Genomic DNA, 12,690 nt, shown 5'->3' on the forward strand with positions numbered 1-12,690 from the left:
CAAATCCAGTGGATGAGGCCTCTACTGGTATTGATGACAGGTGACAGGACAATGTCGCAGTGAAACTCTGAGTCACTGTTCTCAGGGAGATCACTGTCATGGAGAACCAGGCACAACAACCCGGCATTTCAGCGCCATCCTTGCCCAAGGGCGGCGGCGCGATTCAAAGCATCGGCAAGGGCTGGGGCGCGGTGGGCGTCAGTGGTTCGGCGTCATTCGGTATCTCATTGCCCATTACAGCGGGCCGGGGTTATGCGCCTGCGTTAGCCTTGGGTTACCAGAGCACCGCGGGCAATGGGCTGTTTGGCATGGGCTGGGGACTTAACGTTGGCTGCGTGGCCCGGCGCGCCAGCAAAGGCGTGCCGACTTACACCGATGACGATGTAATCCTTGGCCCGAGCGGCGAAGTCTGGCTGCCTGAGCGTTCCGACGATGGCTCGCTGGTGTTCGAGACCGTCAGCAAGTATCTCGAACTGGAGCTGGACGAGACGTATCAGGTCATCCGTTATTTCGCCCGGGTCGAAGGCGCGTTTGATCGCATTGAACACTGGCGCATTGATCTTGGCGACCCAGGTTTCTGGCTGATTCACGGCGCCGATGGCAGCCTGGCTTTTTACGGCAAGAACCCCGGATCGCGCCGTACCGACCCGGCTAATCCCAACCACGTTGCCGAGTGGTTGCTGGAAGAAACGATGAATGCGCTGGGCGAGCACATTCTTTACGAGTACAAGGCCGAAGACGAAGTGGGCCTGGCTGATGATTCGCCGCGGGACTACATTGCCCAGTGCTACCTATGGCGCGTGCGCTATGGCAATAAGGCGCAATCGCCGGATCTGTATCTGTGGAAGCCGGAGCAGCTGGAAAGCCTGAGCTGGCATTTCGACCTGCTGTTTGATTACGGCGAGCGCAACACCGATGAGAGGGGCATTCCAGCCTATACCGACGAGCACGCCTGGCCGGTGCGTTCCGATCCGCACTCAAGCTTTGCGTACGGTTTCGAGCTGGGCAACCTGCGTTTGTGCCAGCAGGTCCTGATGTTTCATCATTTTCCTGACGAGGGGCTGGGCGAGGAACCACGGTTGATCACCCGCCTGCTACTGAAATATCAGACGCTGGGCTTGGGCTACAACATGCTGCGGGAAGCTCAGTTGCAAGGGGTGGCAGCTGATCCTCTTGATGCGGACAAGGATTACCTGCAGCCGCGCCCTCCGGTCGTATTCGAGTGGGGCGAGTTCGACGTCAGCGTCGGCGGCTTCCATCCGTTCGATGACCTACCGGGCTTGAATGACGGTCAGCACTATCAGCTCGTGGACTTGTATGGCGACGGCCTCCCCGGCGTGCTTTATCAACAGGACAAGGCCTGGTATTACCGTGAGCCGTTGCGGGACGGAACATCCGAAGACCCGGACGCCATCCAATACGGCCCCTGGCAGGGGCTGCCGAACATCCCCGCAGCCGACGCTACAAAACCTGTCCGCCAATCCCTTGTCGATCTCACCGGCGACGGTCGGCTGGATTGGCTGGTGGCACAGCCGGGCATGGCGGGGTTTTTCACCCTGAACCCTGATCGCAGTTGGTCCAGGTTCGCGACGTTCGGCGCCTTTCCTCCCGAATTTTTTCACCCGCAAGGGCAGTTGGCTGACCTGATCGGCGGCGGCCTGAGCGATCTGGCATTGATCGGCCCACGCAGCGTGCGTCTCTATGCCAACAAACGGGCTGGCGGTTTCGGCCCCGGAATCGATGTCCCGCACGATGACGACAGTCTCCCGCTGCTGAGCAACAGCCCTAATGAGCTGGTGGCCTTCTCCGACATTCTGGGCACCGGGCAACAGCATCTGATACGTATCCGGCACGACGGCGTCTGGTTCTGGCCCAATCTGGGCGCCGGGCGTTTCGGCAGCGGCAAACTGTTCGCCGCCCTGCCCTTCAGCTATGAAGCGTTTGATGCGGGAAGAATCAGACTGGCCGACATGGACGGCTCCGGGGCCGCCGACCTTTTGTATCTGGAGCCCGATCATTTCAGCATTTTCATGAACCGCGGCGGCAATGGGCTGAATGAAGCCCACGTGCAAAACTGGCCGGACGGCGTGCGCTACGACCGGTTCTGTCAGGTCAGCATGACGGATCTTCGGGGGCTGGGCTGCTCTAGCCTGGTGCTGACGACGCCGCACATGAAGCCGCTCCACTGGCGCTTCGACTATTCGGAACGCAGGGCGCCGCTGAAGCCTTATCTCAAACCGTATTTGCTGCAGCGCAGCTGCAATAACATGGGCGCGCTCAGCGAAGTGTTTTACCGCAGTTCCGCGCAGGAATGGCTGGACGAAAAACACGAGCTGCTCGCATGCGCCGAAGCACCGGTACCCGAGCTGCCGTTTCCAGTGCATGTGGTGGTCAGGCAGACCCAGTTCGACGAGATCACGCAAAACCTTTTGACCCAGAAATTCCAGTACCGCCAAGGCTTTTACGAGGGTAGCGAGCGAGAATTCCGCGGTTTCGGCTTGTTGATCCAAACCGACACCGACGCGCCCGCCGCTCCGGACAAAAATGAGGGTTTTACCGCGCCCGTCATGACCAAGACCTGGTTTCATACCGGCCGCTACCCGCAACGTGAACCTGACGACTACAACGCAAGCGATCCCGACGCTCAGGTGCTCGGTGCTCACTTGCTGACAGAGTTCGATGGATCAGTCGACAAAATCATCGACAAGATCGATGACGCCACCGGCCGGGAGATGGCCCGCGCGCTGGCTGGCAGCGTGTTGCGCGTTGAGGTATTCGGCCTGGACGGCGCCGTCGTGCAATCAGTGCCGTATTCGGTGCAAAGCTCGCGCTATCTGGTCAGGCAACTGGCACTGCTCAGCCCGTTCCAGCCGTATGCGCGCATGCTGCCGCTGGCGCTTGAGTCGATCAGTTATCGATACGAACGCCAGGCGGACGATCCGCAGTGCGATCGAACAGTGAGCCTGGCCTGGGACAAGTTCGGCACACTGACACACGTCGCGTCGGTCAACTGCGCCCGGCGCAAGACATTCGGCGACGACACTCCCTTCGACGACGAGTACCAGCAGACCTGGTGGCAGGCCTCCCATGATGATGCCCAACAGAGCTTTTATTTTCAGGAGCAGCGTGTTGAGCCGATTCATCTTGAGGCACCACAAAGTTGGCGATTGGGCCTGCCTTACCGGCAGCGCAGCAATGCCATGCTCGCTCCCGCCACGACATTCTCGATGGCGGAAATCAGTTACGAGGCCTTCATCAATCCCTCGGGCAAATTCAACGGGTTGCCGCGCACGCTGACTGCACTCTCCTTGCAGCGCTACGTAGACTGCACAGGAAAAGAGGCGACGTTCGTGGCGCTTCCCGATGCCGTCGAACTGGCCGAACTGGATGATCACGCACTGAGCGCCTACGACCGCGTGATGGGGCCCCAGGAACTGACCGAGCGCCTGGTTGCGCTCAACTATGAACAGATGCCGAGTTTTCTACCCGATGACGGGCTGAACCTGTGGTCGGTCAGACGCGGCTTCAATACTTACGCCCCAGCGGCGGCTTTTTACCATGTCACAGCGTTCAAGCCGACGAGCAGTCATGGCTGGAGCACTGTGGAGTACGACGCCTATTGGCTGCTCGTTACGAGCATGACGGACCCGACAGGTTGTAAAACCACAGCCACCTATGAGTATCGGACCTTGCAGCCCGTCCGCCTCGTCGACCCGAACCAAAACACTCAGGAGGCGGCCTACGACGCCTTTGGTCAACTGCGTGCCACCAGCTTTTACGGCACCGAGCTGGGCGTCAAGGTGGGGTTTGACCCCATCGGAACACTGCCTTATCCGGTAACACCTGGCGAAGCTATCGCTTCGGCGCCTCTAACCCTGGGCCGGCGCGCCACTTATAACTGCTACGACGCTTTCAGCTGGATGGACCAGTCTTCACAGCATCAACCTGTGCACACCGCCACGCTGGTAGCTGACCGATATCCGGATGACCCGGAACGGCAGATTCGTCTATCACTGGTGTCCTACGACGGCTTCGGTCGCGTTCTGCAGACCCGCCAACTGGTGGAGGACGGTGACGCCTATAAAGTCGATTCCGACACTGGAAATCTGGAAGTCGCGAAAAGCAAACCCACAGTTGATCCCGTTACCGGAAAGGAAAAAGACGGGAAAGTTGGGCCGGTTGTTGTACCCGCCTCACCTCGCTGGCGGGTCAGCGAACGGGTGGAATACAACACCAAGGGCCTGCCGATCCGGATCTACAGACCCTACTTCGCCAACACGCACCGCTACGTAAACGACCAGTCCATCCGAGACTACGGTTACTGCGACAAGCAACATTACGACCCGCTTGGGCGCCCGACCGTGACCTACACAGCGGCTGATTTCATGCGACGCCAGACTTATCTGACCTGGTACAGCATCAGCGAGGACGAGAACGATACAGAAGAGGAGATGCTCGCCATCCGTGCAGCCCGAAACGTCAGCAAAATCGGATTTTCAGATCTGTATTAGCAGGCCTGAGCCGAATGCTCAGGCCTGATTAACCGCCAGCCGGCCCGGCGGCCGCAGACATGGGTGATGCGCCATGAACCAGGCTCAAGGGGGTTTACAGCGACTCGATGCTGACTCAAATAGCGCCTGCAATTCACCCGTAGAAAGGAAGTCGCCTCCATGAACCTGCACAGTAAAACCCCACAATTACAGGTCGTCGACCCGCGTGCCTTGTTGGTGCGGCATATCGCCTATTGCCGAGCAGTCGAAGGGGAGGTCGCCGAGCCACGCATCACGCGACATGTCTGGGATGAAGCGGGTCGGCACGTTGCCGATCAGGATCCGCGCTTCGCGGGCACGGGATCGCCGTTCAATACCACTACGATTCACTCGCTGTCCGGCGTAGCACTTCTGCAGCAGAGCGTCGACACGGGCTGGAAGCTGACACTGAGCGGAGCTGCCGGCCAGTTACTGGACAGTTGGGACGCCAGAGGCAGCAGTGTTCACGTCGATTACGACCCGATGTTTCGTCCCGCGTCATTCACTGAAAAACCGGCGGATGGCGAGCCTGCGATTGTCGAACGCTTCACCTATGGCGACAGTTCGACGGAATCGGCGCACCACAATCAATGCGGTCAACTGATACGTCATGACGATCCGGCAGGCACAGTGTTGGGGTGTGAGTTCGGGTTGGCGGGCGGCTTACTGCTGACAAATCGGCGACTGCTGCTCAGCCTGCAATCACCGGACTGGCCAGAAAGCGTCATTGAACGCGATCTGCTGCTCGAAGCAGGCGAAGGGTATTTCAGCTCGGCCGTTGTCGATGCGCTGGCGGAGGCCGTCCAACAGACCGACCCGGCGGGCAATCGGCGCACATCATCCTATGGCGTCAGCGGCCAGCTTCAGGAGTCCCGGATAGAACTGGCGGGCACATCGGCTCCTCAGCGCTTGGTCAGCGCAATCGCTTACAGCGCCAGCGGCCAGGTCTTGGCGCAAACATTCGGTAACGGGGTTATCCGCGAAATCACCTACGAGCCGGCAAGTGGACGTACAGCTCGAATGACCGCTAAAAAAGCCAATGGCACACTGCTGTCGGACTTGAACTACCAATACGATCCAGCGGGCAACGTCGTTGGCGCTGAGGACGCCAGCCAGCCGACCCGTTTTGCTGACAACCAGAAGATTGAGCCCGTCAGTCACTACCGTTACAACACTCTTTATCAACTGATGGAAGCCAGTGGGCGTGAGGTCTCGACCGGTGCCAGTCACGGCCCCGCATTGCCCGACGCGATCATCCCGGTCCCGGACCCTAATAACCTGGCCAATTACTCCCAGACTTACCGCTACGACGCAGGGGGCAACCTGCTGGAAATGCATCATGCGGGTGGGCAAGCCTTCACGCGCAAAATGGACGTGGCACCCGACAGCAACCGCAGCCTGCCCCACGATGAAACCGACGCGGACTTTGCATCCGGATTCGACACAAATGGCAATCTGCAGGAACTGGTTCGCGGCCAGACCCTGGAATGGGACGTGCGCAACCAGCTACGGTTGGTCACGACCGTGCGCCGGGAGGACGGAGCAAACGATGACGAACACTATATTTATGACAGCGGGGGCAAGCGCTTGCGCAAGATCACCAAGGCGCAAGCGAGCGGCCGAACGCTGGTGTCCGAGGTCCGTTACCTCGATGGGCTGGAAATCCGCAACCAGCCGGGTGGAGAGATTCTGGAAGTGGCAACTGTTCAGGCAGGAGGCAGCAGCGTACGGATTTTGCACTGGAAGGCCAACAAGCCCGATGGGATCGATGACAATCAGGTGCGTTATGAGTTGAGTGATCATCTGGGCTCCAGCACGCTGGAGCTGGACGACCAGGGTGGCGTAATTACCCAAGAAGGTTATTACCCGTTCGGCGGCACCGCCTGGTGGACCGCGCGTAGCGCCGTTGAAGCCAAATACCGAACCGTTCGCTACAGCGGCAAAGAGCGCGATGTCACAGGGCTCTATTACTACGGCATGCGTTATTACGCACCGTGGTTACAGCGATGGATAAACCCCGATCCGCAAGGCAGTGCCGATGGGCTGAATCTTTACTGCTTCGTCAGCAACTCGCCCGTGAGTAAGTTCGATACCAATGGGCTGGTGGGTATGGACGCGAATCGGGCCGCAACCGTGTTGCAGAGTCAAATCAGGAGATTTATATCGCCCATTAGAGTTAAAACACTGACTAAAGGAGTTATCGGCGTATCGATTAAAGGCGACAACGCTGTATTCGCAAAAGTCGGCATTGAGCTTGATCGCCAAGCGGCAGCGCCACGCGAATTCACCTACCTGTCTCTGAGCAGCAGTCTTAGGGGAAAAGTATCAGGAGGCGATGCGGCAATACCGCTGAGTAGAGCCGCAGGTGACGCAATCAAAACCGCCAGCGGTTCGATGCCGACGGCTTACATAAACGGTGGATATTTCAATATGGGAGCCAGGCAACCCATGTCAGGACCTTTGCCTTTGCCATCCCCCCAACCTCCAAACCTGGAATACGCCTCAGTTGGAAGGAACTTCATCGACGGCCTTCAAAAGCCTTATATCGACCCGCCTGAAGACTACAGGTCAGCTTATTCAAAACTGCAGCTAGGAGACGGTTCATTCATTCATGTGGCCCCCAAACTGACAACAAGAGGCGTCATGGAGTTTTCACGCAGTGACAGCCTTCAAACAAAACACATCTATGGCGAAGAAACGGCCCACGTGGGCGCCTTAGGTCATGCCAGCGACCCCAATGCGCGCTCAGCGATCAGCCTCGCAGAAAACAACACAGCCAGAACGCGTCTGGCTATCGCGCTTAACCCGGGCCGAGGCACCTTTAGTAGAAAAACTGATGAGCCTGGTTTCACGATGCTTGAATGGGCGACCGTCATGGCTCGACTGGACAACCTGAACCTTACAAATGAAGAAGGCCTACCCGCCGCCTCATCCTGGAATCTCGACGGTGGCGATTCGTCAACGCTTGGGGTGCTGGACCCTGACGGCAAGCACCTGTTGCAGGTCCACACGCTGAAATACGGCAGAAGCGGCGTCAAACCAGCCAGACCAATAGGAAACTTCCTGACATTCCATCGGTAAAAGAAAGCGCGCCTGGATTTTTCTAGCCCCGCCGATCCAGCGCGTTGACGACCAGTCGATCCACCCAGCCCCAAACGCGCTGTTGCACGCGGCGCCACAGCGGCCGGGCTTTCCAGTCATCGAGGCTGACCAGGTTGCTGACGGTGAAGTCTTGTTCAAAGCTGCTGGCGACAGCCAAGGTGAGCGCGGGGTCGATCGCTTCGAGATTGGCTTCCAGGTTGAAGCGCAGGTTCCAGTGATCGAAGTTGCAGGAGCCCACACTCACCCAGTCGTCGATCAGGACCATTTTCAGGTGCAGGAAGCACGGCTGGTATTCGAAGATTTTCACCCCGGCCCTGAGCAAGCGCGGGTAATAACGGTGGCCGGCGTAGCGAACCGACGGATGATCAGTGCGCGGCCCGGTCAGCAACAAGCGCACGTCGACGCCCCGAGAGGCCGCTCGACGCAACGCGCGGCGGACTTTCCAGGTCGGCAGAAAATACGGCGTCGCCAGCCAGATGCGCGTCTTGCTGGTGTTCAGCGCGCGCACTAGTGACTGCACGATATCCCGATGCTGACGGGAATCGGCATACGCCACGCGCCCCAGTCCATCCCCACCGACGGGCGCCTTGGGCAAGCGCGGCAGACCGAAGTTTTCCGCGGGCCGCCACGCTCGCCGCCGAGGGTTGGCGTGAAACTGGCGGTCAAACAGCGCTTGCCAGTCGATTACCAGCGGGCCGCGAATCTCGACCATCACCTCATGCCACTCGCTGCTGTTCAGGTCCGGGCGCCAGAATTCATCGGTGACCCCAGTCCCGCCCACTACCGCCAGCTCTTTGTCGACCAGCAGTAACTTGCGATGGTCGCGGTAGAGGTTTCGAAAGCCGCGTCGCCAATGCACCCGGTTATAGAAACGCAGGATCACGCCCGAATCGGTCAGGCGCTTGCGCAAGCCGATGGTGAAAGCCGCCGAGCCGAAGCCATCGAACAGACACCGCACGATGACCCCGCGGCTCGCCGCACTCACCAGCGCCTGCACGATCGCTTCGGCACAGGCGCCGGCTTCGACCAGATACAGCTCGAGCTCAATCTGCTGCTGCGCGCCTTCGATCGCGGCGATCATGCGCGGAAAAAACGCAGGGCCGTCGATCAGTAAGTTGAACTGGTTTTCTTCACGCCACGGGAAAATCGCGCCCCTCATGGGCGGCTCGCCATGGCGGTCAGCAGGCAGTTTTGAGCAGCGCTTGCCGGGCGGGCCAGCGAGGATGGAATGCGAATGGACATGCAGACTCCAGAGGGTGCGATACGCAACCCTATCCGGCTGTCTGACCGCAGGCAAACTTCAACGTTCTACGGCACCGGCGATGACAACCGGCAGCCCTGGCGTGGACCTTCCCAGCGGGCTTCGCTTTCGCGGCCCAGCCCTGTCGCGGTGATGCGCTTGTTCAGGGCGTCTTCGTCAAGCGTACTCGGCAGCCATTGCTTCACGTAGCTGCGGCAATAGTCTGCGGGGTTATTCATGACGAAGCGGCACGAGCAGTATTCCTTGGCGGTGTAGGCGCTGATGATGCTGGGAAAGACCTGCAGTTGAACGCGCCAGTTCCAGATCAGGCCGGCAAGTATTAAGAGAAGCAATATGCCGAGACTGCTGAACGGGCGGCGGCGGATGAATGCTTTACGAGCGTTCATCGATCACCCTCCCCGGCCACGGCCTTCAGCGCCAGCTTGAGCAACTGGTTGTGGTCATAGCTGCCGTCGCGATCGTCGGCGTAACGAACGATCACCAGCTTCGCGCTGGGGATTACGTACAGCGCCTGCCCCCAATGGCCGAGGGCGGCAACGGTGTCGGGAGGTGCGTCGCGCCACGGACCGGGCTTGCCATCGGCGGTCTTGTTCAGCCACCAGTGACCGCCGGGGGCTTCATCGGTTGGGGTCGGCGTCAGGGATTTGAACGGGGTCAGGTTGAAATCAACCCAGGCCCTGGGCAGCAACTGGCGGTCCTGCCAGCGCCCGCCGCGTTCCATCAAAAGGCCGATGCGCGCCAGATCGCGGGCCGTCATGTACGCGTAGGACGACCCGACAAAAGTGCCGGCAGCGTCGCGCTCCCACGTGGCGCTGGTGATGCCAAGCGGTTCGAACAGCGCGGTCCAGGGGTAATCGCTGTAGGCGCGTTCACCGACAATGCCTTTCAGCGCAGCCGCGAGGACCGTGCTGTCGCCGCTGGAATAGCGGTATGAAGTGCCCGGCGCGCTGGCGACGGCGTGCTCGGCGGTGTACCGCGCCATGTCGCCGCGCCCTTGGGTGTAGAGCATTGCGACGACCGACGAGTTGAGCGGCGCGTATTCGTAATCCTCCTGCCAGTCCAGCCCTGAAGCCCAGTGCAGAAGGTCCTGAAGTTTGACGTCGGGATGCGCGCTGAATGGCGGGTAGAACCTCGCGACGGCGTCTTCAAGCTTGAAACGGCGTTCACCAAACGCGACGCCCAGCACGCTCGCCAGAATGCTTTTGCTGATTGACCAGGTCAGGTGCGGGGTGTCGGCTCGGGTTACGCCACCATAACGTTCATACACCACTTCGCCATCGTGAATGATCAGCAGCGCGTCCGTGCGCACGCCTTGGCGGGTGGTTTCGTCACGGGCCGGGAACGCGTAGGACTCAAGGGCGGATAGAGCGTCTTTTCGAATGAGCAGGCGCTGGGACCACTCCGGCGCGGGCCAGGTTTCGGCGGCGACTGAACAGCTGGCGAGTAATAGCGCGAGGGTGAAAAGCAAGCGGGTCATGGAGGGGGCTCGGGCTCGGATGAGATCAACCCTAGCAGTCAACTATGACAGCGCCGGGAACCCAAATCCCCTGTCACGCAACCATCACCAAAGCTTAATGGTCGTGACACGGCCCCTCCCTAGCCTGAATTCGGACAGCAATGCTCGAACAATCAGTCGACCCGCCTGGCCGAAGGCGGGATTACGGAGACGCCGCATGACTCAGATCGCCAGCATTCGAGACACCCGAACCGAACGTCGCCTGCAGGCTGAACGCCTGGTCGGTGAGAAGGCCCTGCAGGAAGCACAGGCGTTGCGCTTCAGTGTGTTCAGCGGCGAGTTCAACGCCAGGCTCAAGGGCGCCGAGCTGGGCCTGGATATCGATGATTACGACGTTCACTGCATGCACATCGGTGTGCGCGACCTGAGCAGCGGTCGTCTGGTCGCCACCACCCGTTTGCTGGATCACAAAGCCGCCAACACCCTGGGCAAATTCTACAGCGAAGAAGAATTCAGCCTGCACGGCCTGCGACACCTACAGGGCCCGATTCTGGAACTGGGTCGGACCTGCGTCGACCCTGCCTATCGCAACGGCGGCACCATCGCCGTGTTGTGGAGCGAACTGGCCGAGATCCTCAACGAAGGCGGCTACAGCTACCTGATGGGTTGCGCGAGCATCCCGATGCAGGACGGCGGCATTCAGGCTCACGCGATCATGCAACGCCTGCGCGAGCGTTATCTGTGCAACGAGCACCTGCGCGCCGAACCGAAGAATCCGCTGCCGACGCTGGACCTGCCCAACAACGTGATCTGCGAGATGCCGCCGCTGCTCAAGGCCTACATGCGCCTGGGCGCGAAGATCTGCGGCGAACCGTGCTGGGACGAAGACTTCCAGGTCGCCGATGTCTTCATCCTGCTCAAGCGCGACGACTTGTGCCCACGCTACGCTCGCCACTTCAAGGCAGCGGTGTGATGAGCACGTGGCGCAGTCATGCGCGCGTGGTGCGGGTACTTTGGGTCATTGCGCTGGGCCTGAGCATTGCCGGCACCTTTGCCCTGATGGAACGCCTGCGCATCGGCAACTCCATGGCCCGTCGCCAGCGCTGGACCGCCTGGTTCATGGCGCGCCTGAGTGCCGCGCTGCCGTTTCGCGTAAAAGTGAGCGGCAAGCTGCCGAACGAGCCAATGTTGTGGGTGAGCAATCATGTGTCGTGGACCGACATCCCGCTGTTGGGAATGCTGGCGCCGCTGTCCTTTCTGTCCAAAGCCGAAGTGCGCACCTGGCCGGTGGCGGGCTGGCTGGCGTTGAAAGCAGGGACACTGTTCATCCGCAGGGGCTCGGGCGACAGCAAGCTGATTCAGAAGCAGATGGGGCAGCATTTACTCGGCAGGCATTCGCTGGTGATCTTCCCCGAGGGCACCACCACCGATGGCCGCAGCTTGCGTACGTTCCATGGCCGCCTGCTGTCCAGCGCGATTGAAACCGGCGTGCGGGTGCAGCCTGTTGCCATTCAATATGTGCGTGACGGCCAGCCGGATCAGATCGCGCCCTTCATTGGCGACGACGACTTGCTCTCGCACCTGCGTCGATTGTTTGCCAATGAGGTGAGTGAGGTGCACATCCAGCTGCTCTCGCCCATCGCTTCCCAGGGAAAAGAACGCGCAGCGCTGGCGTTCGAAGCCCAGCAGGCGGTGCAGGTCGCGTTGTTCGGCGAGGCGGTTCAACCGGCGATCTTACGTTCCGCCGCCAAAGCCGCTTGAGCAAACGCCTGAAGCTCAGGGTAAAACGCGCTGAAGTCGTCACTCAGCGGTCGATACAGCGCGTGCAACTCCTGATAAACCCCGGCCAGCCCTTCAGGCCGTGACAAGCGTCGCGAGATGCCGGCCAGCGCATCGCCCACCACCGCAAACTCACGGTACGAACCCAGCCAGTCTTGCGTTGCCATGCGCGGCGCAAGCAGCGCCAGTCGTTCTGGCAATGCGGGCTCTTCCGCCAGCACGCGGTAGACCCTTCCGGTGAAGGTATCCAGCGGCTCGTCGGAATACACGTGCCAGTCCCGCGCCAGGCAATGGTCGAAAAACACATCCAGTGCGATGCCGGCATAGCGCCGACGGCCATCGGGAAAACGTCCAAGTGCCTGCTTGATCATCGGGTGAGAATCGGTGAATGCATCAATACGCCGATGCAGCCGGATCGCGCTTTCAATGTCTGCCGGGAAACGGCCGGGCAGCAGCCCTTTGACGAAGTCGCCGTACAGGCTGCCCAGCAATTGCGCCGGCGCCTGCCCGCCGAGGTGCAGGTGTGCGAGGTAATTCATGCTTGTTGCCTATTGCTGCGAGCC

Annotated in this window: 8 protein-coding genes; 4 read left to right on the plus strand and 4 right to left on the minus strand. The window is 60.2% G+C overall.

The window, feature by feature from the left end:
• Positions 1–98: 98 nt before the first annotated feature.
• Together FX982_RS02550 and FX982_RS02555 are read left to right on the plus strand one after the other, a co-directional pair.
• Positions 99–4,511, plus strand: coding sequence for a SpvB/TcaC N-terminal domain-containing protein (locus FX982_RS02550; RefSeq protein ID WP_172609530.1), 4,413 nt, complete (start codon positions 99–101; stop codon positions 4,509–4,511).
• 159 nt (positions 4,512–4,670) lie between these two features.
• Positions 4,671–7,610 carry an RHS repeat-associated core domain-containing protein gene (locus tag FX982_RS02555; RefSeq protein ID WP_172609531.1) on the plus strand — a complete coding sequence of 980 codons (2,940 nt, stop codon included), beginning with the start codon at positions 4,671–4,673 and terminating at the stop codon, positions 7,608–7,610.
• A gap of 22 nt (positions 7,611–7,632) precedes the next feature.
• Here FX982_RS02555 and FX982_RS02560 read toward each other — a convergent pair whose 3' ends face one another.
• The 3 genes from FX982_RS02560 to FX982_RS02570 form a co-directional block, all read right to left on the minus strand.
• Entirely contained in the window at positions 7,633–8,790 is a 1,158-nt protein-coding gene (locus tag FX982_RS02560; protein ID WP_172609532.1) for a phospholipase D-like domain-containing protein, read from the minus strand.
• A 149-nt stretch (positions 8,791–8,939) separates the two neighbouring features.
• Positions 8,940–9,278 carry an amidase gene (locus FX982_RS02565; RefSeq protein WP_172609533.1) on the minus strand — a complete coding sequence of 113 codons (339 nt, stop codon included), beginning with the start codon at positions 9,276–9,278 and terminating at the stop codon, positions 8,940–8,942.
• Positions 9,275–10,369 (minus strand): serine hydrolase domain-containing protein, encoded by a 1,095-nt coding sequence (locus FX982_RS02570; RefSeq protein ID WP_172609534.1) that lies wholly within the window; start codon positions 10,367–10,369, stop codon positions 9,275–9,277. Before FX982_RS02570 ends, FX982_RS02565 begins: the two co-directional genes overlap by 4 nt.
• A 196-nt stretch (positions 10,370–10,565) precedes the next feature.
• Here FX982_RS02570 and olsB point away from each other — a divergent pair, with 196 nt between their 5' ends.
• Positions 10,566–11,321 carry an L-ornithine N(alpha)-acyltransferase gene (gene olsB, locus FX982_RS02575; RefSeq protein WP_172609535.1) on the plus strand — a complete coding sequence of 252 codons (756 nt, stop codon included), beginning with the start codon at positions 10,566–10,568 and terminating at the stop codon, positions 11,319–11,321.
• Positions 11,321–12,109 (plus strand): lysophospholipid acyltransferase family protein, encoded by a 789-nt coding sequence (locus FX982_RS02580; protein WP_172609536.1) that lies wholly within the window; start codon positions 11,321–11,323, stop codon positions 12,107–12,109. The genes olsB and FX982_RS02580 overlap by 1 nt, the downstream gene beginning before the upstream one ends.
• On the opposite strand, the gene FX982_RS02585 is transcribed toward FX982_RS02580, so the two are convergent.
• Complete coding sequence (locus tag FX982_RS02585) at positions 12,070–12,666, minus strand: ACP phosphodiesterase (RefSeq protein WP_172609537.1); 597 nt, start codon at positions 12,664–12,666, stop codon at positions 12,070–12,072. The two genes, FX982_RS02580 and FX982_RS02585, sit on opposite strands and share 40 nt — an antisense overlap.
• Between the last annotated feature and the right edge of the window lie 24 nt (positions 12,667–12,690).

This window comes from Pseudomonas graminis, assembly GCF_013201545.1.
Lineage (GTDB): Bacteria > Pseudomonadota > Gammaproteobacteria > Pseudomonadales > Pseudomonadaceae > Aquipseudomonas.

What these genes read in the sequence shown, in the direction of transcription:
- FX982_RS02550 (WP_172609530.1), top strand. Translation starts at nt 99, where the DNA reads ATGGAGAACCAGGCACAACAACCCGGCATTTCAGCGCCATCCTTGCCC.
- FX982_RS02555 (WP_172609531.1), top strand. Translation starts at nt 4,671, where the DNA reads ATGAACCTGCACAGTAAAACCCCACAATTACAGGTCGTCGACCCGCGT.
- FX982_RS02560 (WP_172609532.1), bottom strand. Translation starts at nt 8,790, where the DNA reads ATGAGGGGCGCGATTTTCCCGTGGCGTGAAGAAAACCAGTTCAACTTA.
- FX982_RS02565 (WP_172609533.1), bottom strand. Translation starts at nt 9,278, where the DNA reads ATGAACGCTCGTAAAGCATTCATCCGCCGCCGCCCGTTCAGCAGTCTC.
- FX982_RS02570 (WP_172609534.1), bottom strand. Translation starts at nt 10,369, where the DNA reads ATGACCCGCTTGCTTTTCACCCTCGCGCTATTACTCGCCAGCTGTTCA.
- olsB (WP_172609535.1), top strand. Translation starts at nt 10,566, where the DNA reads ATGACTCAGATCGCCAGCATTCGAGACACCCGAACCGAACGTCGCCTG.
- FX982_RS02580 (WP_172609536.1), top strand. Translation starts at nt 11,321, where the DNA reads ATGAGCACGTGGCGCAGTCATGCGCGCGTGGTGCGGGTACTTTGGGTC.
- FX982_RS02585 (WP_172609537.1), bottom strand. Translation starts at nt 12,666, where the DNA reads ATGAATTACCTCGCACACCTGCACCTCGGCGGGCAGGCGCCGGCGCAA.